Origin of the sequence: Lacisediminihabitans changchengi, from assembly GCF_016634425.1 — a bacterium.
Taxonomy (GTDB): Bacteria; Actinomycetota; Actinomycetes; order Actinomycetales; family Microbacteriaceae; genus Lacisediminihabitans; species Lacisediminihabitans changchengi.
On record NZ_JAEPES010000002.1, the window covers coordinates 360,164 to 380,034 of the forward strand.

Annotated in this window: 17 protein-coding genes and 1 other RNA gene; 11 read left to right on the forward strand and 7 right to left on the reverse strand. The window is 67.1% G+C overall.

Annotation, left to right across the window (positions count from 1 at the left end):
• Window positions 1–375, forward strand: a transfer-messenger RNA (tmRNA) gene (ssrA, locus tag IV501_RS07215).
• A gap of 79 nt (window positions 376–454) precedes the next feature.
• Here ssrA and IV501_RS07220 read toward each other — a convergent pair.
• Genes IV501_RS07220 through aroA form a run of 4 tightly spaced genes read right to left on the reverse strand, consistent with a single transcriptional unit; the run spans window position 455 to window position 4,169 of the window.
• Entirely contained in the window at window positions 455–817 is a 363-nt protein-coding gene (locus tag IV501_RS07220) for a hypothetical protein (protein WP_200555769.1), read from the reverse strand.
• Window positions 818–859: 42 nt separating this feature from the next.
• A complete protein-coding gene (locus tag IV501_RS07225) occupies window positions 860–1,696 on the reverse strand; it encodes an inositol monophosphatase family protein (protein WP_200555770.1) in 837 nt (278 codons plus the stop codon).
• 39 nt (window positions 1,697–1,735) lie between these two features.
• Window positions 1,736–2,773, reverse strand: coding sequence for a ribosome small subunit-dependent GTPase A (rsgA, locus tag IV501_RS07230; RefSeq protein WP_200555771.1), 1,038 nt, complete (start codon window positions 2,771–2,773; stop codon window positions 1,736–1,738).
• Window positions 2,774–2,786: 13 nt separating this feature from the next.
• Entirely contained in the window at window positions 2,787–4,169 is a 1,383-nt protein-coding gene (gene aroA / locus IV501_RS07235; protein ID WP_200555772.1) for a 3-phosphoshikimate 1-carboxyvinyltransferase, read from the reverse strand.
• Between the two features lie 146 nt (window positions 4,170–4,315).
• Here aroA and IV501_RS07240 point away from each other — a divergent pair, with 146 nt between their 5' ends.
• Together IV501_RS07240 and IV501_RS07245 are read left to right on the forward strand one after the other, a co-directional pair.
• Window positions 4,316–4,993, forward strand: coding sequence for a sigma-70 family RNA polymerase sigma factor (locus tag IV501_RS07240; RefSeq protein ID WP_200555773.1), 678 nt, complete (start codon window positions 4,316–4,318; stop codon window positions 4,991–4,993).
• Entirely contained in the window at window positions 4,990–5,229 is a 240-nt protein-coding gene (locus IV501_RS07245) for an anti-sigma factor family protein (protein WP_200555774.1), read from the forward strand. Before IV501_RS07240 ends, IV501_RS07245 begins: the two co-directional genes overlap by 4 nt.
• A gap of 122 nt (window positions 5,230–5,351) precedes the next feature.
• Here IV501_RS07245 and IV501_RS07250 read toward each other — a convergent pair whose 3' ends face one another.
• The gene (locus IV501_RS07250; protein WP_200555775.1) at window positions 5,352–9,155 is read right to left on the reverse strand and encodes a multifunctional oxoglutarate decarboxylase/oxoglutarate dehydrogenase thiamine pyrophosphate-binding subunit/dihydrolipoyllysine-residue succinyltransferase subunit; all 3,804 of its coding nucleotides are present in this window, start codon (window positions 9,153–9,155) and stop codon (window positions 5,352–5,354) included.
• Window positions 9,156–9,299: 144 nt separating this feature from the next.
• Here IV501_RS07250 and guaB1 point away from each other — a divergent pair, with 144 nt between their 5' ends.
• From guaB1 to IV501_RS07265, 3 genes are all read left to right on the forward strand, one after another.
• Window positions 9,300–10,757: a GMP reductase gene (gene guaB1, locus IV501_RS07255; protein WP_200555776.1), complete on the forward strand. Its 1,458-nt coding sequence runs from the start codon at window positions 9,300–9,302 to the stop codon at window positions 10,755–10,757.
• Between the two features lie 115 nt (window positions 10,758–10,872).
• On the forward strand, window positions 10,873–12,195 hold the full coding sequence (locus tag IV501_RS07260; protein WP_200555777.1) for a hemolysin family protein: 1,323 nt from the start codon (window positions 10,873–10,875) through the stop codon (window positions 12,193–12,195).
• Complete coding sequence (locus IV501_RS07265; protein ID WP_200555778.1) at window positions 12,192–13,232, forward strand: hemolysin family protein; 1,041 nt, start codon at window positions 12,192–12,194, stop codon at window positions 13,230–13,232. The genes IV501_RS07260 and IV501_RS07265 overlap by 4 nt, the downstream gene beginning before the upstream one ends.
• Window positions 13,233–13,456: 224 nt before the next feature.
• Here the strand turns inward: IV501_RS07265 and IV501_RS07270 are convergent, their stop codons facing one another.
• Complete coding sequence (locus tag IV501_RS07270) at window positions 13,457–14,554, reverse strand: NADH:flavin oxidoreductase/NADH oxidase (RefSeq protein WP_200555779.1); 1,098 nt, start codon at window positions 14,552–14,554, stop codon at window positions 13,457–13,459.
• Between the two features lie 104 nt (window positions 14,555–14,658).
• Here IV501_RS07270 and IV501_RS07275 point away from each other — a divergent pair, with 104 nt between their 5' ends.
• The 5 genes from IV501_RS07275 (at window position 14,659) to IV501_RS07295 (ending at window position 19,100) form a co-directional block, all read left to right on the forward strand.
• On the forward strand, window positions 14,659–15,477 hold the full coding sequence (locus tag IV501_RS07275) for an ADP-dependent NAD(P)H-hydrate dehydratase (RefSeq protein ID WP_200555780.1): 819 nt from the start codon (window positions 14,659–14,661) through the stop codon (window positions 15,475–15,477).
• A 19-nt stretch (window positions 15,478–15,496) separates the two neighbouring features.
• Window positions 15,497–16,807, forward strand: coding sequence for a glycosyltransferase family protein (locus tag IV501_RS07280; RefSeq protein WP_200555781.1), 1,311 nt, complete (start codon window positions 15,497–15,499; stop codon window positions 16,805–16,807).
• Window positions 16,808–16,817: 10 nt separating this feature from the next.
• Entirely contained in the window at window positions 16,818–17,129 is a 312-nt protein-coding gene (locus tag IV501_RS07285) for a thiamine-binding protein (protein WP_200555782.1), read from the forward strand.
• A gap of 173 nt (window positions 17,130–17,302) precedes the next feature.
• Window positions 17,303–17,809 (forward strand): GNAT family N-acetyltransferase, encoded by a 507-nt coding sequence (locus IV501_RS07290; RefSeq protein ID WP_200555783.1) that lies wholly within the window; start codon window positions 17,303–17,305, stop codon window positions 17,807–17,809.
• Window positions 17,810–17,834: 25 nt separating this feature from the next.
• Window positions 17,835–19,100, forward strand: coding sequence for an MFS transporter (locus IV501_RS07295; RefSeq protein ID WP_200555784.1), 1,266 nt, complete (start codon window positions 17,835–17,837; stop codon window positions 19,098–19,100).
• A gap of 73 nt (window positions 19,101–19,173) precedes the next feature.
• Here IV501_RS07295 and IV501_RS07300 read toward each other — a convergent pair whose 3' ends face one another.
• Window positions 19,174–19,839 carry a response regulator gene (locus IV501_RS07300; RefSeq protein WP_307812225.1) on the reverse strand — a complete coding sequence of 222 codons (666 nt, stop codon included), beginning with the start codon at window positions 19,837–19,839 and terminating at the stop codon, window positions 19,174–19,176.
• Window positions 19,840–19,871: the final 32 nt, after the last annotated feature.

Here is a 19,871-nt window from a genome sequence, read left to right on the forward strand (position 1 = left end):
GGGGATGATCGGTTTCGACATTGCCTGCGTGAGTGTGAGAAGCGGGTCGAGGATGCAGGCTTATCTCGTAAACGATGTCTGCAAACAATAAGTGCGAAATCTAACCGCGCTGACTTCGCTCTCGCTGCCTAAGCAAGAGCACTAATGAAGTCCGTCAGACCGGGGACGCTCTCTAACCGGATCCTGGCGCAATTTAGAGAGATTGCTGTGGTGTTACGCCCTAGGGCACCGCGGGACTCGAACTAGGACTGGGCTCGTCGGATTAGATGCCAGTGGCAAATTCCGGGGCCGAGTAGAACGCTTTCACTGGCTACACCCGTAGAAGGCATATGACCACAGCAGTGGACGGGGGTTCAATTCCCCCCATCTCCACCAACTGGTCGCTATCGCACACTGCCTGAGATGCAGAAAGGGCCGCCCCGAGGGGCGGCCCTTTCTGTGTTCCGAGGTCTTGCTAGGCGAAGACCCGAAAGCTCAGGAGCTTGTAGACGGGCGTCATCAGTGCCAGGAAGGGCACCAGCACCCGCAGGGCGTACACCATGACGGTGATCTGGGCCAGGTCGCCGATCGCGAACAGGGCGATTGCGACGATTCCCATGATCGCGGCGGTGCGCAGTTCGCGCAGGGTGCCCAACGAGGGAGTGGCGAGGGCGATGCTCGCCAAGACGATTCCGATGTCGACCATGAAGCCACGGCCGCCCATGGTGGGCAGCAGGTGGCTAAACGACCAGAGCAGGATGGCGATCACCCAGAAGAGCACGAAGACGAGGCCGACGAGCGACTTCGGGACCGGCCTCTTATCCAATGCGACGGACATGCACGTACTCCTTGTTGCGGGTGGCGACTGACAGAACCAACCCTATCGGTTCGCGTCACCCGACGCCGCGCCCAGCGCGCGGAGTGCCTCGTCGTGGAGTAGCCCATTCGTGGCAAGGGCCGACCCGTGCCACGGGCCCGGTTCGCCGTCCACCGAGGTGAAGGTTCCGCCGGCCTCCTGCACGATCGGAGCCAGTGCCGCCATGTCATAGACCTGTAGATCGAACTCTCCCGATATCTCGAGCTGCCCCTCGGCGACCATCATGTACGGCCACATGTCGCCGTAGTCGCGGGTGCGCCAGACCCGGCTCGACAGGTCGACCAGCTGGTCGAGGCGGCCGGCCTCCACCCAACGGGAGAGTCCGCTGAGACTGGCGGAGGCATCCGCCATGTCCGACACGCCGGAAACATGGATGCGCCGCTCCTCATTCGTGGTGCGCGATCCGAGGCGGTCGTTGACGTACGCACCGAGCCCGGTAGCCGCCCACCAGCGCTTGCCGAGGGCGGGCGCGCTGACCACCCCGAGCACCGGCACGCCGTCTACGGCCAGCGAGATCAGGGTCGCCCAGATGGGCACGCCGCGCACGTAGTTCTTGGTCCCGTCGATCGGGTCGAGGATCCACTGGCGGCGGGTGTCGCCCTCCACGCCGAACTCCTCGCCGAGGATGCCGTCGCCGGGCCGGGAGTCGAGGATCGCGGCACGCAGCGCGGTCTCGACGGCCCGGTCGGCATCCGAGACCGGCGTCATGTCGGGCTTGGTCGTCACGACGAGGTCGGTCGCGCGAAAGCGGTCCATCGAGATCTCGTCTGCCATATCGGCCAGGGAGCGGGCGAGGGCGAGATCGGAGGTGAGCGTGGGGTCAGCGAGAGGTTCGGTCACCGGCCCAGGGTAGCGGGGTGAGGTGACGGCAGAGGTTTCTCAGCCGGTCAGCGAGGCGAGCATCCGCTGGAAGGAGTCGAGTCGTTGCTTGCCCGCCTCACCCAGTTCGTCTTCATCGTTGACCCGCTCGTTGAGCGCGCAGTCCGGAGCATCGGGCAGGTGGGTGCAGCCGCGCGGGCAGTCCTCGGCGATGGCCGCGAGGTCGGTGAAGGCCCGCAGGATGTTGTCGGGGTTGACGTGACCGAGCCCGAACGACCGCACGCCCGGGGTGTCGATGATCCAACCATCGTTTCCCACCCGGTACGAGATGGTCGAGGACGAGGTGTGCCGGCCCCGCCCGGTGACAGTGTTGACCCGTCCGATGGCGCGATTCGCGTCGGGAACGAGGGCGTTGACCAGCGTGGATTTGCCGACGCCGGAGTGTCCGACGGCGACCGTGCTGTGGCCGGAGAGCAGGTCGGTGATCTCTTCGGTGGGCGTCGCGTCGAGGCCGCTGGTGACCGTGCGGATTTCGAGCCCGCTGAAGTTCGCCAGAAAGTCCGTGGGGTCGGCCAGGTCGGTCTTGGTGATGCAGAGGATCGGCGTGATCCCCGCGTCAAAGGCGGCCACGAGATAGCGGTCGACCAGCCGCGGGCGCGGCTCTGGGTTGGCGGCTGCCACCACGATGAGCATCTGGTCGGCATTCGCGACGATGATGCGCTCGACCTCGTCCGAATCGTCAGCGCTACGCCTCAACACCGTGGTGCGCGGCTGGATCCGCACGATCCGGGAGAGCGTTCCCTCGTCGCCGCTGGTGTCGCCCACCAGGTCGACCCGGTCTCCCGTGACGATGGGCTGCTTGCGCAACTCACTGGCGCGGGATGACGTGGCCTCGTGTTCCTCGGGAGTGCCCTCGCCGACCAGCACCGTGTAGCGTCCCCGATCCACCGTCAGCACGCGGCCGGTGACGGCGTCGCTGTGCTCGGGACGGGTCTTGGTGCGGGCGCGGTTGCCCTTGGGGTTCGGGCGATTGCGCGCCTCGTAGTCGGCGTATTTGTCGTCGTCGTCGACGTCGTCCGTGTCGTCGAGCCAGCTCATCAGACCTCACTCATCAGAACAGCTCGATCGGCGTCTTGTCTATGGAGCCGAGCCCGAGCATCCGGTTCCAGAGTTCCACGAACTGGGGGAGGGTCTTTGCCGTGGTGGCGATGTCGTCGACCTCGACGCCGTCGATGGCGAGGCCGATCAGCGCGCCGGCGGTGGCCATGCGGTGGTCTTCGTAGCTGTGCCAGAGTCCGCCGGTGAGAGCGGCCGGGCGAATGATGAGGCCGTCATCCGTTTCGGTCACATCGCCGCCCATGGCGTTGATTTCGGTGGCGAGGGCGGTCAGGCGGTCCGTCTCGTGCCCGCGCAGGTGTGCGATGCCGGTCAGCTCGGTCTCGCTGTCGGCGAGGGCCGCGATCGCGGCGATGGTCGGGGCGAGTTCGCTCGCATTATCGAGACGGATGCCGTGGATCGATCCCGTGCCGCTGACGGTCAGTGACCCTTCCGCTCGCTTCACCTCCGCGCCCATGCGCTCGAGGATGACGGCCAGCTCGTCGCCGACCTGGGTAGTCTCCGCCGGCCACCCGGTGATGGTCACCGAACCGCCAGCGACCAGCGCGGCACCGAGGAATGGCCCGGCGTTGGAGAGATCGGGCTCGATGTCGACCTCGATACCGGCGATCGGCCCGGCCGGCACGATCCACACCCCGGGCTCGGGGTTTTCGACGGTGACGCCGCGGCGGGCGAGGCAGGCGATGGTCATGCGGATGTGCGCGAGGCTCGGGAGCTCGGCACCGGTGTGGCGCAGCTCCAGTCCGGTGTCGAAGCTGGCTCCCGCGAGCAACAGTCCGGAGACGAATTGACTCGACGCGGAGGCATCGATCTCGATCAGACCACCGGTCACCGACCCGGTGCCGTAGAGGCTGAACGGGAGAAGTCCTCGACCATCGTCGGTGACATCCACTCCCAGCGCGCGCAGCGAGTCGACGGTGGTGCGCATCGGACGCTTGCGGGCCGATTCGTCGCCGTCGAAGGCGACCGGTCCGAGGGCGAGCGCTGCGACCGGCGGCAGGAAGCGCATCACCGTGCCGGCCAGGCCGCAGTCGATCGACACTCCGCCGACGAGCTCGGCGGGGGTGATAAGCAGATCGGGGCCGAAACCGCCCTCACCGGGTATTTCGACGATCGACGTGCCGAGAGCGCGAAGAGCTTCAATCATCAGCGCCGTGTCGCGCGAGTGCAATGGGGCGCGAAGAATGGAGGGCGCATCCGCCAGGGCCGAGAGCACGAGTTCGCGGTTGGTGAGCGACTTCGAACCGGGCAGCGAGAGCACCGCGGCGAGCGGCGCGGAGGCGCGGGGCGCTGGCCACGGTCCGGGGTCGCCTCCGGTCACGAGGACGTCGTCGCCGAAGGGATTGAACTCCGGGCCGGAATACTTGAATACCTGCATCGGTTACTTAGGGTATCGGCACTTCAGCTCACGACCCAGAAACCCTCATGACGCTCATCCTCGAACGACCGGCAGTAGCCCGGGTGGCCCCCGCAGGGCTCAGCCGCTCGGCGTCGCGTCGACGCCGAGAAGTACACTTGGCCCCGATGAGCATTTCGAACGAAGACCAGTCCGCACCCGCTGAGGATGCGCTGGAAGTCGCGCCCCCCGCCGCCCTCGACGTGCGCTCGCTGTTTGAAGAGCAAGCTATTCCGTTCATGGACCAGCTGTATGCCGCAGGACTGCGCATGACGCGCAACCCCTCCGATGCCGCCGATCTGGTGCAGGAGACCTTCGCCAAAGCCTTTGCCGCGTTCGGCCAGTTCCAGCAGGGAACCAACCTGAAGGCGTGGCTGTACCGCATCCTCACCAACACCTTCATCAACAGCTATCGCAAGAAGCAGCGTGACCCGTACCAGGGCACGATCGACGACCTCGAGGACTGGCAGCTCGGCGGTGCCGAGTCGATGACCCAGGGGCGCTCCACCCGCTCGGCCGAGGCGGAGGCGATCGACCACCTGCCAGACAGCGCCGTCAAAGATGCTCTGCAAGCCGTGCCGGAAGACTTCCGTATGGCCGTGTACTTCGCCGACGTGGAGGGGTTCTCCTACCAGGAGATCGCCGACATCATGAAAACCCCCGTCGGAACCGTGATGAGCCGCCTGCATCGTGGCAGGAGGATGCTCCGCGATTTGCTCGCTGAGTACGCGCGTGAGCGTGGCATCGTGGTTCCCGACACCGCCACTGCTGGAAGTACGGCTTCCTCGAGGAGAACTGCGAAATGACCGACTGCGGATGCGATAAAGCGAAAGCGGAACTCGAAGAATACCTGCACGACGAACTCGCCAAGGCGGATGCCGCCGACATCGCCGAGCACATGGCGAACTGCGACGACTGCACCGGTGAGGCCCGCATCGGCATCGTGCTCACCCAGGCGGTGCAGCGCGCCTGCCGCGAGACAGCTCCCGCCGATCTGCGCGATCAGGTGCTGCTGAAACTGCGTACGCTCCAGTCGCACTAGCGCTATTCACGCTGGTTGAGTAGCGCCCGAGGAACGAGGACGCGTATCGAAACCCCTCACGTGGTGGGTTTCGATACGGCTGCTCGTTCCTCGTGGCCTACTCAACCGGCGAAATGCTCGGGCTAGATGGTGAGCGCGCGGTCCATGAGGTCGACGAGCTCCTGAGCACTCCGCTTGCTCGACCCGGTGGCCGGCGAAGCGGATGCCGGGCGCGAGGCGACCGTGATGGTGCCGGCCCCCGCGGCGAAGCCCTTCTTGCCGAGCTCGAGGCAGATGAACGGCCACGCTCCCATGTTCTCCGGCTCTTCCTGCGCCCAGACCAGATCGGCGTTCGGGTACTGCGAGAGCACCGAACTGAGCTGAGCGGTCGGAAGCGGGTAGTACTGCTCGAGACGGATGAGCGCGACATCCTTCAGCTGACGCTTGTCGATCTCGGCGGCCAGGTCGTAGTAGATCTTGCCGGAGACCATCACAACTCGCCTCACGGACGACTTCTCGGTGACGTTCGCATCGTCGATCACCGGCTCGAACTTGCCGGTGGTGAAGTCGGAGACCTGACTTGTCGCGCCGCGGAGGCGCAGCATCGCCTTGGGGGTGAAGACGATCAGCGGGCGCCGCGGTCGGGCGTAGGCCTGACGACGGAGCAGGTGGAAGTACGAGGCCGGCGTCGACGGTCGGGCGACCGTCATGTTGTTCTCCGCGCACAGCTGCAGGTAGCGCTCGATCCGTGCCGACGAGTGGTCAGGTCCCTGGCCCTCGTAGCCGTGCGGCAGCAGCAGCACGACGCTGGAGCGCTGGCCCCACTTCTGCTCGGCGCTGGAGATGAACTCGTCGATGATGGTCTGCGCGCCGTCGGCGAAGTCACCGAACTGCGCCTCCCAGAGCACGAGCGCGTCGGCCCGCTCGACCGAGTAGCCGTACTCGAAGCCCATCGCCGCGTACTCGCTGAGCAGGGAGTCGTAGATCCAGAATCGCGCCTGATTGTCGCTGAGGTTGCCGAGCGGCAGCCACTCCTGGCCGTTGAGGCGGTCGTGCAGCACCGCATGACGCTGCACGAAGGTGCCGCGGCGGGTGTCCTGACCGGCCATGCGCACGGGCGTGCCCTCCACCAGGAGCGAGCCGAGGGCGAGGAGCTCACCGAAGGCCCAGTCGATGCCACCGTTGCGGCTCATCTCGAAGCGCTTCTTCATCAGCTGCTGCAGCTTCGGGTGCACCGTGAAGCCGGTGGGCGGGTTGTCGAAGGAATCACCGATCAGCTGGATGACGCCGTCGCTCACGGCGGTCGTGGCCGGTTCGCCGGCACCGTCGTCTTGCTGCGACTCGGGACGCTCGAGGTCGGCGACGGCATTGCCGTCCTGCACGATGACCGGAATCGATCCGGTCTGTGCCGCGTGGGTCTCCGCGAAGGCGCGCTCCAGGCGGTCCTGGAAGTCGGCGTGTGCCGCCTCGTACTCCTCCTGCGAGATGTCGCCGCGACCGACGAGCGCGTCGACGTAGAGCGTGCGCACGGAGCGCTTGGCCTCGATCAGGTTGTACATCAGTGGCTGGGTCATCGAGGGGTCGTCGCCCTCGTTGTGGCCACGACGACGGTAGACGATCAGGTCGATGACGACGTCGCGGTGGAAACGCTGACGGTAGGCGAAGGCGAGCTGCGCGACCCGCACCACGGCCTCGGGGTCGTCACCATTCACATGGAAGATCGGCGCCTGCACGGTCTTGGCGACATCCGTCGAGTAGATCGAGGTGCGACCCTCGCTCGGCGGGGTGGTAAAGCCGACCTGGTTGTTGATGTTGACGTGCACGGTGCCGCCGGTGCGGTAGGCCCGCAGCTGCGACATCTGCAGGATCTCCATGACGATGCCCTGGCCGGCCATCGCCGCGTCGCCGTGCACCATGATCGGCAGCACGGTGAAGGAGCCGATCGGGCGGCGGTCTTGCTTGGCGCGGACGATGCCCTCGAGCACGCCGTCGACGGCCTCGAGGTGGGAGGGGTTGGCCGCGAGGTAGACCGGGATCTGCTCGCCGCCCGCCGCGGTGAAGGTGCCCTCGGTGCCGAGGTGGTACTTCACGTCGCCGGAGCCCTGCACGGTGCGGGGGTCTTGCGTTCCCTCGAACTCGCGGAAGATCTGGCCATACGTCTTGCCGGCGATGTTGGTGAGCACGTTGAGCCGACCGCGGTGCGCCATGCCGATGGCGACCTCGTCGAGCTCGGCCTCCGCCGCTCCCTGGATGACCGCGTCGAGCAGGGCGATGGTGGACTCGCCACCCTCCAGGCTGAACCGCTTCTGGCCGACGTACTTGGTCTGCAGGAAGGTCTCGAAGGCTTCGGCTTCGTTGAGCTTGCCGAGGATGTGCAGCTGCTCGTCTTTGGTCGGCTTGGTGTACGGCTTCTCGACATGCTCCTGGATCCAGCGACGCTGCTCCGGGTCTTGAATGTGCATGTACTCGATGCCGATGGTGCGGCAGTAGGAGTCGCGAAGCACGCCGAGGATGTCGCGGAGCGGCGCCGAGGTGCGACCGCCGAAGCCGCCGGTGACGAACTCGCGATCGAGATCCCAGAAGGTGAGGCCGTGGCTCTCGATGTCGAGGTCGGGGTGGGTGCGTTGCTTGTACTCCAGCGGGTCGATGTCGGCCATGAGGTGTCCGCGCACGCGGAACGAGTTGATGAGCTCCTGCACCCGAGCGACCTTGCCCACCTGATTGGCCAGGTCGACATGGATATCCGTAGCCCAGTGAATGGGCTCATATGGGATGCGGAGATCGGCGAAGATGCTCTGGTAGAAGTCGCGCTGCCCGATGAGCAGCTCGTGGATCTTCTTCAGGAACTCGCCCGAGCCGGCACCCTGGATGACGCGGTGGTCGTAGGTGCTGGTGAGCGTGATGGTCTTGCCGATGCCGAGGTCGACCAGGGTGGTCGGTGACATGCCCTGGAACTCGGCCGGGTATTCGAGCGCACCGGCCCCGACGATGGTGCCAGCGCCGCGCATCAGGCGAGGGACGGAGTGCTCTGTGCCGATGCCGCCCGGGTTGGTGAGCGAGATCGTGTTGCCGGCGTAGTCGGCGGCGGTGAGCTTGTTGGCACGGCCACGTGCCACGACATCCTCGTAGGCGGTGAGGAACTCGCCGAAGTTCATGGTCTCGGTGTGCTTGATACCGGGCACGACGAGTGAGCGCGTGCCGTCGGGCTTCGGGATGTCGATCGCGATCCCGAGGTTGATGTGCGCGGGGGAGACCACCGCCGGCTTGCCGTCGACCTCGTCGTAGAACACGTTCTGGCTGGGGAAGTCTTTGAGCGTCTTCACCATCGCCCAGGCCAGGATGTGCGTGAACGAGACCTTGCCGCCGCGGGCGCGCTTGAGGTGGTTGTTGATCACGATGCGGTTGTCGATCATGAGCTTGGCCGGGATGGTGCGGACGGATGTCGCGGTCGGCACGCTGAGGCTGGCATCCATGTTCGTCGCCAGCGACTTCGCCGCGCCGCGCAACACAGACACCTGATCCTGCGGTTCGTCGGAAGCCGCGTCAGTCGTCGGGGCAGGCGTCTGCGCCTTGGCCGGCGCCTGGGCGGGGATCGGCTGCGGCTTGGGCTGCAGCGACGTGGTGCGGGCGACGGGCTGCGAGCCGGTTGCGGGCTCGGCCGGGGCTGCGGGCGCGGCGGGAGCGGCAGCATCCGTCACTTCGGCGGGGATCTGGGGCTGCTGGCCGGGCACCGCCGACTCCGCTGCGACGTCGCTCGCTTCTGCGTCGGCGTTCGCGGCGGCGGTCGCGGTCTGGTGATAGCTCTCCAGGATCGGCCACCAGGTCTGATCCACCGAGTTCTTGTCGACGAGGAAACGCTCGTACATCTCGTCGACGAGCCATTCGTTGGCTCCGAATTCGCCTGAGGATCCGTCCTCGGGAACAGTTCCGGTTACTTGGCTAGACACAGCCGACCGCCCACTCTCCTGATGCTGTTGACCGTTGCTCTCGGTCCTGATCGCAGATGGTGACCGCCGATGGTCACACATGCCTTCAGCTTAATCGCATCGTCAAATGCTTCGACCCCCCGTCCGAGGTTTAACCTGGAGTACATGGAGTTCTACGAGACCACGCCCCGACATGACCTCACCTACTCGGACGTGTTCCTCGTACCCAGTCATTCCGAGGTCGGCAGTCGGCTTGGCGTGTCGCTCGCCACCTCCGACGGCACAGGCGCGACCATCCCCATCGTCTCCGCGAATATGAACTCGGTCACCGGGCCGCGCCTCTCGGCCGCTCTGGCCCGGCGTGGCGGGCTCGGCGTGCTGCCGCAGGACCTGCATCTGCAAGACCTGGATGCCGCCATCCGCTGGGTAAAAGACCAGCCGGTCGAGTTCGACACGCCCCTCGACTTCCGGCCGGAGCAGACGGTCGCCGACGCGCTGCTTCACGTTCCGCCGGTCGCCGGCCAGGGCATCGTTCTGCACGACGAGAAGGGCGTCTTCCTCGGCTGCATCGAGGCCTCACGTCTTGGCACCGTGCAGCCAGACGCCAAGCTCGGCGATCTGCTGCATGGCCCGCTCGCGTCGATCGATGCCGACAACGTGACCAGCCCGCGCGCGGCCTTCGACCTCATGGTCGCCGCCGACCTCGAGTTCGCCCCGGTGCTGCGGCACGGACAGCTCGTCGGAACCCTCAGCCGCACCGGCGCACTGCGCTCGACGCTCTACCAGCCCGCGCTCGACGCGAACGGCCGTCTGCGGGTCGCCGCAGCGGTCGGCATCAACGGCGACGTGGCCGGCAAGGCGACCGCCCTCGCCGCGGCCGGCGTCGACGTGCTCGTGCTCGATACCGCCCACGGTCACCAGCAGGGAATGCTCCGCGCGATCGAGGCGGTAGCCAAGCTCGGACTGACGGATGCCCGCGGCGCCCGTCTGCCGATCGTGGCCGGCAACGTCGTCACGACCGCTGCCGTGCGTGACCTCGTCGCCGCCGGAGCCAGCGTGATCAAGGTCGGCGTCGGACCCGGCGCCATGTGCACCACTCGCATGATGACCGCCGTCGGTCGTCCACAGTTCTCGGCAGTGCTCGAGACCGCCGCCGCGGCGAAGGAGTTCGGCGCTCACGTCTGGGCGGATGGCGGGGTGCGGTACCCACGGGACGTCGCTCTCGCGCTCGCCGCAGGGGCGGCATCCGTCATGATCGGGTCCTGGTTCGCCGGCACGATCGAGGCACCGGGAGTGTTGCAGACGGACGCGACCGGGCGGCTGTACAAGGAGAGCTGGGGGATGGCCTCGTCGAAGGCCGTGCACGAGCGCTTCGACCGGCTCGACCCGTACGAGCTCGCGCGCAAAGAACTCTTCGCCGAGGGAATCTCGTCGTCGAAGATCTACCTCGACCCGCTGCGGCCCTCGGTGGAGGATCTGCTCGACATGATCACCTCTGGGCTCCGCAGCTCGATGACGTACGCCGGAGCCGCGACCCTCGATCAGTTCCATCAGAACGCGCTCGTGGGCATCCAGTCGGCCGCCGGGTACGAAGAAGGAAAGGCGCTCCCGGTCTCCTGGTAGCGGGCGTCTCGCAGCTAACCGTCCCGTACACTTGTGCGAATAATGGACGACCCTCCCTCTAGGCGCCCTGCCGCCATGATCGCCGTCTCTGCTTCTCCGCTGGCCCGGGGTCAGCATGAATGAGTTGATCTTGCTCGGGATCGGACTGGTCCTGACCGTCGGCACGGGCTTCTTCGTCGCCTCGGAGTTCTCGCTCGTCAATCTCAACCGCTCCGATCTCGAAGCGCGCACCGCGCGTGGCGAGAAGGGGCTCGGGATGACGATCTCGGCGCTCAAGGTCACCTCCACCCACCTCTCCAGTGCGCAGCTCGGCATCACGATCACCACGCTGCTCACCGGCTACACCATGGAGCCGGCGATCGGGCACCTGCTCGAGGTGCCGATCCACGCGATCGGCCTACCGACGGCGATGGCGGGAGTGGTGTCATCCGTCGTCGCCATCGTCGTCGCGACGCTGCTGTCGATGATCATCGGTGAGCTGGTGCCGAAGAATTTTGCCCTCGCGTTGCCGCTGCCGACCGCGAAGCTGGTCATCCCGTTTCAGGTGCTGTTCACTACCGTGTTCCGGCCGTTCGTGGCGCTGCTCAACAACACGGCCAACCTCATCCTGCGAGGCTTCGGCATTGAGCCCAAGGAGGAGCTCACCTCCGCCAGAACCGCCGAAGAGCTGCGGTCGCTGGTGCGACGATCGGCCACGGAGGGCAGCCTCGATCGAGATACCGCCACCCTGCTGGCCCGCACGCTGGTGTTCAGCGAACACATCGCCTCCGACGTCATGACGCCGCGCCCGCGGGTCTCGAGCGTCGAACGCACACAGTCCGCCCAGACCGTGATCGAGCTCGCCCGACAGACCGGGCTCTCCCGCTTTCCGGTGGTCGACGAGGGCATCGACGACGTGGTCGGTCTGGTGCACGTCAAGCAGGCCGTCGCGGTGCCCCGCGAAAAGCGGTCGGATGTCCCGGTGTCGGCCCTGCAGTCCGACGTCGTTCGCGTTCCAGAGACCATGAAGCTCGACCTGCTGCTCGGTGAGCTGCGGGGTCGCGGCTATCAGATGGCGATCGTGGTGGACGAGTACGGCGGAACCGCGGGTGTCGTCACCCTCGAAGACCTGGTGGAGGAACTGGTGGGCGAGGTGGCGGACGAGCACGACCGCACCCGCGCCGGGGTCGTGCGCTCGCGCGACTGGCTCACCTTTCCGGGCAGCCTGCGACCCGACGAACTGCTGGAACGGGCCGAGGTCACGGTTCCGGAGGACGGACCATACGAGACCGTGGGTGGCTACATCATGAGCGAGCTCGGGCGCCTGCCGATCGAGGGCGACACCGTTGCCGTCGAGGGCGGGGAATTTCGCGTGGAGCGCCTCGACGGCCGCCGCATCGACCGGGTGCGGTTCACCCCCACACCGAGCGACCCCACCGAGAGCGGAGCGACCTCATGAATGACTGGGCAGGAATCGCCTGGCTAGTCGTGCTGCTGCTCGTCAACGCCTTCTTCGTCGGTGCCGAATTCGCCGTCATCTCGGCTCGGCGCTCGCAGATCGAGCCGCGCGCCGAGGCCGGAAGCAGGGCGGCGAAGACGACGCTATTCGCCATGGAGCACGCCACCCAGATGCTCGCGACGAGCCAGCTGGGCATCACCGTCGCCTCGCTGCTGATCCTCAACGTGTCGGAGCCGGCCATCCATCACCTGCTCGAGGGGCCGCTCGGACTCACCGGGTTACCCGAGGGCGCGATCACCACGGTCGGCTTCATCATCACGCTGATCCTGGTGTCGTTCCTGCACGTGGTGTTCGGCGAGATGGTGCCGAAAAACCTGTCGTTCTCCGTGCCCGACCGGGCCGCGCTGCTGCTCGCGCCGCCGCTGGTGTTCGTCTCACGCATTTTCCACCCCATCGTGATCTTCCTCAACAAGACCGCCAACGGCGTGCTGCTGCTGTTCCGGGTGCAGCCGAAAGACGAGGCGACCAGCGCGTTCACGGTGGACGAGGTGGCGAATATCGTCGCCGAGTCGACCAAGGAGGGCGTGCTCAACGACGACTACGGGCAGCTCAACGCCGCCTTCGAGTTCAGCGTCAAGAAGGTCAAAGACATCGCCGTCGGCATGGACAACCTGGTGTCGCTGTCCGAGGCCGCGACGCCGGCGGAGGTCGAACGGGCCGTCGCCCAGCACGGCTTTTCGCGATACGTCCTGGTCGCCGACAACGGTGAGCCGACCGGATACCTGCACCTCAAAGATGTCATCGATCTGGAAGACCCGGTCGAGTTCACCGAGCCGGTGCCGCCGCGCCGCATCCGTCAGCTGATCTCGATCTCGCGAACCGCCGACCTCGAAGACGCGCTGGCATCGATGCGCCGATCGGGCGTGCACCTCGCCCGCGTCTTCGACGAGCACGACGCGACCCGCGGCATCCTGTTTCTCGAGGACATCATCGAGGAGCTGGTCGGCGAGGTGCAGGACGCGACCCGCCGCGACTAGTCCGCGCTGGTTTCTCTGTTGTGCAGGAATTGCGGCACAACGGAGTCGGTAGGGGTCGGTACGGTGTTGTGACGGATCTCCGCAGCCCCCGCACTTTCCGAAATGCAGGAAACTCTGCGCGGCGCGCCGGCGCGGTCGCCTGTCACGCGGCGTGTCGAGTCGAGCTTCCTGCATTTCGGAAATGGGGGAGCCGGGCATCCGTAGTTCTGCGAGCCAGCCGCGAACTACAGCGCGCGGGCGTACTGGCTCGGCCAGTACGGCAGCTCGTAGCCGAGCTCCTTGGCCAGCACCATGGGGAGGTTCGGGTCGCGGAGCGCAGCCCGGGCGACCATCACGGCGTCGGCCTGGCCGGAGGTGATGATGTCGTCCGCCTGCTTGCCCTCGGTGATGAGTCCGACCGCGCTGACGTCGACGGATGACTGGTGCTTGACGAAATCGGCGAAGGTGACCTGGTAGCCCGGTCCGACGGGGATGCGGACCCCGGCCACGAGGCCACCGCTGGAGATGTCGAAGAAGTCTGCCCCGGCATCCCTCGCCCATTCGGCGACGATCGCGGTCTGCTCCGGCGTCCAGCCGGTGTCGGAACCGCTGCCATCGACCCAGTCGGTAGCGGAGAAACGCACGAACAGCGGCACTGACGGGCCGACCTCCGCGCGCACCGCGGCGACCACCTCGAGCAGCAGGCGGGCGCGGTTCTCGAGGTTTCCGCCGTACTGGTCTCCGCGCAGGTTCGACAGCGGCGACAAGAACTGGTGAAGCAGGTAGCCGTGCGCGGCGTGCAACTCGAGCACGTCGAAGCCCGCGTCGACGGAGCGGCGCGCTGCGGCGGCGAAGTCCGCGACGACCTGGGCGATTCCCGGGAGGTCGAGCGCGTCTGGCGTTGCGTAGCCCTCGAAGGCGATCGCGGAGGGGGCGACAGTGGGCCAGCCCCCGTCGTCGAGCGGCACCGAGCCGTGTTCGGACGACCAGGGGCGGAAGGTCGAGGCCTTGCGTCCGGCGTGGGCGAGCTGGATGCCGGCGGCAGCCCCCTGGGAGTGAACGAAGTCGACGATCGGGCGCCAGGCATCCCGCTGCTGGTCGTTCCAGATGCCGGTGTCCTGCGGCGAGATGCGGCCCTCGGCGCTGACCGCGCTGGCCTCGGTGATCACGAGGCCGAAGCCGCCTCGGGCCTGCGCTCCGAGATTGACCAGGTGCCACGGGGTGGGCACGCCGTCCCGCTGCTCAACCGAATACTGGCACATCGGCGCGACCCAGAGCCGGTTGCGGAAGGTCACGTCGTGGATGCTGAGCGGGCTGAACAGGGCGGGGGTGGTGTCAGACATAAATTCCTTGCGTCGCGAGAAAGGGTTTGCCGAGGAAGAAGGCACAGTACTGAAAAGGCCCGGACGGGGTGACTCTATTCCCGCACCCGCATATCGTGTGACCCATGAGCACCTTTTCCGAATGGACCCCGGCCGACGCCGGCCGCCACATCCGAGTGCCCGTCGCCGACGACGACAAGTACAGCCGGGGAGTGCTCGGCGTCGTGACCGGTTCGGCCGAATATCCGGGCGCGGCCGTGCTCGGCGTCGAAGCCGCCCTACACACGGGACTCGGGATGCTGCGCTACCTGGGCCCCGCGCGTGCGAGCGACTTCGTGCTGCAACGCCGACCGGAGACCGTCACAGCGCCGGGCCGGGTGCAGGCCTGGCTGCTGGGATCCGGACAGGATGCGGCGGTGCGCGACCCCGAGACCGCCAGCCGGCTCGACGTGGCCCTGCACCAGGGGCTGCCCACCGTGATCGACGCGGGCGCGCTCGATCTGGTGGAGCGCTCCGGCGGACCCACCATCGTCACCCCGCACTTCGGCGAGCTGGCCCGGATCGTCGACGCGAGCAAGGAGCAGGTGGCGGCGAACCCCGCCGCGTGGGCCGTGCGCGGCGCGGAGGCGCTGGGCGTGACGGTGCTGCTCAAAGGGCACTCCACCTATGTGGCGGCGCCCGACGGCACTCGCATCGTCGCCGCCAGTGCTCCGGCCTGGCTCGCGACGGCCGGCGCCGGCGACGCGCTCGGCGGGATCCTCGGCGCACTGGTCGCGACCCACGGCGACGATATCGCCGCCGACAGTGGCGCGCTCGCTCGCCTCGGCGCCACGGCATCCGTCATCCACGGTCTTGCCGCGAAACGGGCAAGCGCTGGCGGACCGTTCACGATCGTCGATCTCATTCGAGCGGTGCCAGCCACCATCGCAGACCTGCTCCGCTGACGCCCTCTAGGCTGGGGCGGTGACCACGCCGCCCTCGCTTCGACCCGCGTGGTACACCGCCCCGGTGCTGCTCTGGTCTGCCTTCGTCATCGTGCACTTCGTGCTCGGCCTGCTCAACCTTCGCGCGCCCGGATACCCGCTCGGCGATGTGAGCTCGGTGTACACCTTCTGGACCGACCAGGCGATCGTCGGCCACTACTGGGTCGGCATCAACGGCCCGTGGGTGTACCCGATTCTCGCCATCGTGCCGATGCTCGCCGCCCGCATGTTCGGGATGTCGGAGTACTCGGGCGTCTGGCTCGCCATGATCATGGTGCTCGATGCCATCGCCTTCGCGGTGATCGTCGGCTGGGGCAAGCGCCGCCAGAACAGCCTGGTCGCCTGGTGGTGGCTGGGCTTCCTGCTGCTGCTCGGGCCGATAGCTCTGGGCCGCATCGACTCGGTCACCGTGCCGCTGGCCATCGTCGGGGTGCTGCTGGTGGCGTCGCGACCCCGGCTGGCCGCATTCATCCTGACGATCGCCACCTGGATCAAGGTCTGGCCGGCGGCGATCATCGTCGCCATCGTGATCTCGGTGCGCGAGCGTGCCGCGGTGGTGGTCACCGGGCTCATCACCAGCGTGCTGATCATCGCCGGCGCGCTCGCCCTCGGCAGCGGTACCAACGTCTTCAGCTTCGTTACGGAGCAGACCGGGCGAGGCCTGCAGGTTGAGGCTCCGATCGCGACGATCTGGCTGTGGGGCGCCACCGCAGGCACCGGAACCACCGTCTACTACGACACCGACCTGCTCACCTGGCAGGTGCGCGGTGCTGGGGTCGATGTCGCCAGCGCCGTGACGACCCCGCTCATGCTGCTGGCGTTTCTGGTGGTGGCGGCCCTGGGGGCGCTGGCCGTGCGGTCGCGGGCGAGGGTGGCGGACATCCTGCCTGCCCTGTCGTTAGGCTTCGTCGCCGCGTTCATCGCCTTCAACAAGGTGGGATCGCCGCAGTACATCACCTGGTTCGCGGTGCCGGTGATCCTGGGGCTGGCGACCACCGCGGCGGGAAGCGGGCGGTCGTTTCGGGTTCCGGCGATCCTGTCGGCGGTGCTGGCCGCGCTCACGCAGGTTATCTATCCGTACCTCTACGGCTATCTGCTGTCGTTGAACCCGCTCATGCTCACCGTGATCACGGCCAAAGACCTGCTGCTGTTCGTGCTGCTCGGCTGGTCGATGTGGGCGCTGTGGCGCGAGTGGCGGCGAACGAATGCCTCCGCCGCAGAGAATCCGGAGTGGCTGCCAGAGGTGTGGCCGTTCTCCGCACTGCCACCCGAAGTCATCCCCAACAAATAAGGAGCCCACCATGCTCGTAGCGTTCTCGGTCGCCCCCAGCGGCGGCGACACCTCCGGTGATTCCGTTCACGATGCGGTGGCTGCCGCGGTGAAGGTGGTGCGCGACTCCGGTCTGCCGAACCACACCGATTCGATGTTCACGACCATCGAGGGCGACTGGGACGAGGTCTTCGCAGTCGTCAAAGCGGCGACGGATGCCGTGGGCGTTTTCGGTACGCGCGTATCGCTGGTACTGAAGGCCGACATCCGCCCCGGCCACACGGGTGAGCTCACCGGCAAGGTCGAGCGGCTCGAGGCGGCGATCGAGCGCGCCGAGGGCTGAGCCCGGGCGGCCGGCGCCGCGCCGCGTCCCGCCCCGCCGCGCCGCGTCGCTCAACAGGCTGAGATCGGCGTTTCTGCGGCCAACAGGATGCATTCGGGATTTCTGGGCCCGCCATCCTGTTGACTGCAGCCTGCCCCGGCGCAATGTGTTCGGCGCAGGCGGAAGAATGATGCGTGAGTGACGCTACGTGGACCGTCCGGCCGGCCACCGTCGATGACATCGAGGCGATTGTCGACCTGCGCATCGCCGGCTGGCGGGTGGCATACGCGCACGTGATGTCGGCGGACTTCCTCGATCGGTTGGCCGCGCGGCGCGACGTCGAGGCAGCGCGGCGTCGAGCACGGTTCGATGACCCGAGCACTCGACAAATCGTCGGGGAGTGCGACGGCAGGATCGTCGGCTGGGGCATGGCCGGACCGAGTACGGATGACGACGCTCCCGCAGCACAGGAGCTCTATGCCCTCTATGTCCACCCCGAACTGCACGGCTCAGGCCTCGCATCCGCCCTGCTCGAAGCGGTGATCGGCCGCAATCCCGCATCGCTGTGGGTGCTCGGCGCCAACCCGCGCGCGAGGGCGTTCTACAGTAGAGAAGGCTTCGTTGCAGACGGAGCGTCCAAGATGCTCGACGGAGAGTTGTCTCACATCCCCGAGATCAGAATGGTCCGCCTCGCCTCATGAACGCTCCTTTCAAAGACGCTGCCGCGTGACGACGCTCACGACACCCCAGCTTTCACCCGCCCGCATCCGGATCGCCCTGCTCGTGCTTGCTCTCGGTGGCTTCGGCATCGGATCGACCGAATTCGTCGCGCTCGGCCTGCTGCCGAACATCGCGCACGACCTGCTGCCTGCCCTGTACGCACGGTCGCCCGAGGACGCCAATGCGCAGGCCGGCCTGCTCGCTTCCGCGTACGCCCTCGGAGTGGTGGTCGGCGCCCCGACCATCGCCGCCGTCGCCGCGCGATTCCCGCGGAAGAAGCTGCTCGTGGTACTCGCTGCCGCGTTCACCTTCTTCACGCTGCTCTCCGCGGTGCTACCGACCTTCGGGCTGGTGCTCGCGGCGCGTTTCCTGGCTGGGCTCCCGCACGGCGCTTACTTCGGCATCGCCTCGCTCGTCGCAGCCTCCCTGATGGGGCCGGGCAAACGCGGTGCGGGCGTTGCCTTCGTGCTCTCGGGGCTCACCATCGCCAACGTGGTCGGGGTGCCGGCGATCACCTTCCTCGGCCAGGCCACCAACTGGCGCATCGCCTACCTCGCGGTCGCGGCCATCTTCGCCCTCACCCTGGTCTCGTTGATCGCCTTTCTTCCCGCACAGCCGGGCGACAAGGCCGCAACGATGAAGCGCGAACTGGGCGCATTCGGCCGAGCGCAGGTCTGGCTCACCCTGCTCACCGGCGCCGTCGGCTTCGGTGGATTCTTCGCCGTGTACACCTACATCTCGCCGATCGCGACCGATGTGAGCCCGCTGCCGCTGCAGGCCGTTCCGCTCGTGCTCGTGGTGGTGGGCCTCGGCATGACGGTGGGAAACATCATCGGCGGGCGTGCGGCCGACCGCGACGTCGTCCGCACGGTCTACGTCTTCTTCGCGCTGTTCCTGGTGAGCCTGGCGGGCCTCGCGCTCACCGCGCAGACCCTGCCCGGGCTCTTCATCTTCGTCTTCCTGGTCGGACTGTCGGCTGCCGGACTCTCGCCGGCCATTCAGACTCGGCTGATGGATGTCGCGGGCGACAGCCAGACGCTCGCTGCGGCCGCCAACCACTCGGCCCTCAATATCGGCAACAGCCTGGGCGCGTACCTGGGCGGCGTGGTCATCGCCGCGAAGTTCGGCTACATCGCCCCGGTGTGGGTGGGGCTTTTTCTCTGCGTTCCGGGCATCGTACTGATCACGGCCAGCGTCATCCTGCAGCGGCGTCGCGGCGGAACCCTGAACGGCGAGCACCGCAGCATCCCGGTGCCGCTGGGCGCCGAGTAGCCGCCACACGAACGCAGAACGGCGCCCGACCACGAGGTCGAGCGCCGTTTCAGCGTTGTGCGGCGAGAAGCGGTTAGAAGCTGTTGGGGGCGTCGGTGGAGATCAGGATGCCGTCTTGGATAGCGCGCTTTCGCAGCGCCACCTTGGTGCCGACGTCGATGCCCGCGACGCGGTACTTCTCGCGGATGCGCTTGAGGTAGCTCTTGGCAGTCTCCTCGGAGATGCCGAGCTGGAAAGCGACAGCCTTGACCGGCTCGCCACCGCCGTAGAGGGCCATGACGCGACGCTCCTGCGCGCTGAGCTTGGGCGAGCCGCCCACATCGCTGGCGTTGATCGCCAGGTCGAGCTCGGCCGAGATGTACGACTCGCCCTTCGACGCGGCGCGAATTGCCTCGACGATCATGTCGGCCTCCTCGCTCTTCACGAGGTAACCGAGCGCACCGGCACCGAGTGCCTCGCGCACGACGTTCGGCTCGGAGTAGGTGCTCATCAGCACGGTCTTCACGCCGGTGGTCTTCAGGGTGGAGATCTTGAGCGAGATCGGGATGTTGTCTTTGAGGTCCACGTCGAGCAGCACCACGTCCACCGGGAACTCGGGGTGGCTGAGCAGCTCCGGCCAGGTCGAGACCGCCGCCACCATGTCGATGTCGGTTGCTGCCCCGCGGATCCACTCCGTGAGTGCGCCGAGCAGCATCTTGTGGTCGTCTACCAGCGCCAGTCTGATTCGATCGTCTGCCACGTTGTTCGTCCGTTTCTCTGTAGTCGCGCTCA

Excerpts from the sequence above, each read along its gene's own strand:
- IV501_RS07265 (WP_200555778.1), top strand. The coding sequence starts at position 12,192 with ATGAATGACTGGGCAGGAATCGCCTGGCTAGTCGTGCTGCTGCTCGTC.
- guaB1 (WP_200555776.1), top strand. The coding sequence starts at position 9,300 with ATGGAGTTCTACGAGACCACGCCCCGACATGACCTCACCTACTCGGAC.
- IV501_RS07240 (WP_200555773.1), top strand. The coding sequence starts at position 4,316 with ATGAGCATTTCGAACGAAGACCAGTCCGCACCCGCTGAGGATGCGCTG.
- rsgA (WP_200555771.1), bottom strand. The coding sequence starts at position 2,773 with ATGAGCTGGCTCGACGACACGGACGACGTCGACGACGACGACAAATAC.
- IV501_RS07270 (WP_200555779.1), bottom strand. The coding sequence starts at position 14,554 with ATGTCTGACACCACCCCCGCCCTGTTCAGCCCGCTCAGCATCCACGAC.
- IV501_RS07245 (WP_200555774.1), top strand. The coding sequence starts at position 4,990 with ATGACCGACTGCGGATGCGATAAAGCGAAAGCGGAACTCGAAGAATAC.
- IV501_RS07275 (WP_200555780.1), top strand. The coding sequence starts at position 14,659 with ATGAGCACCTTTTCCGAATGGACCCCGGCCGACGCCGGCCGCCACATC.
- IV501_RS07260 (WP_200555777.1), top strand. The coding sequence starts at position 10,873 with ATGAATGAGTTGATCTTGCTCGGGATCGGACTGGTCCTGACCGTCGGC.
- IV501_RS07285 (WP_200555782.1), top strand. The coding sequence starts at position 16,818 with ATGCTCGTAGCGTTCTCGGTCGCCCCCAGCGGCGGCGACACCTCCGGT.
- aroA (WP_200555772.1), bottom strand. The coding sequence starts at position 4,169 with ATGCAGGTATTCAAGTATTCCGGCCCGGAGTTCAATCCCTTCGGCGAC.
- IV501_RS07220 (WP_200555769.1), bottom strand. The coding sequence starts at position 817 with ATGTCCGTCGCATTGGATAAGAGGCCGGTCCCGAAGTCGCTCGTCGGC.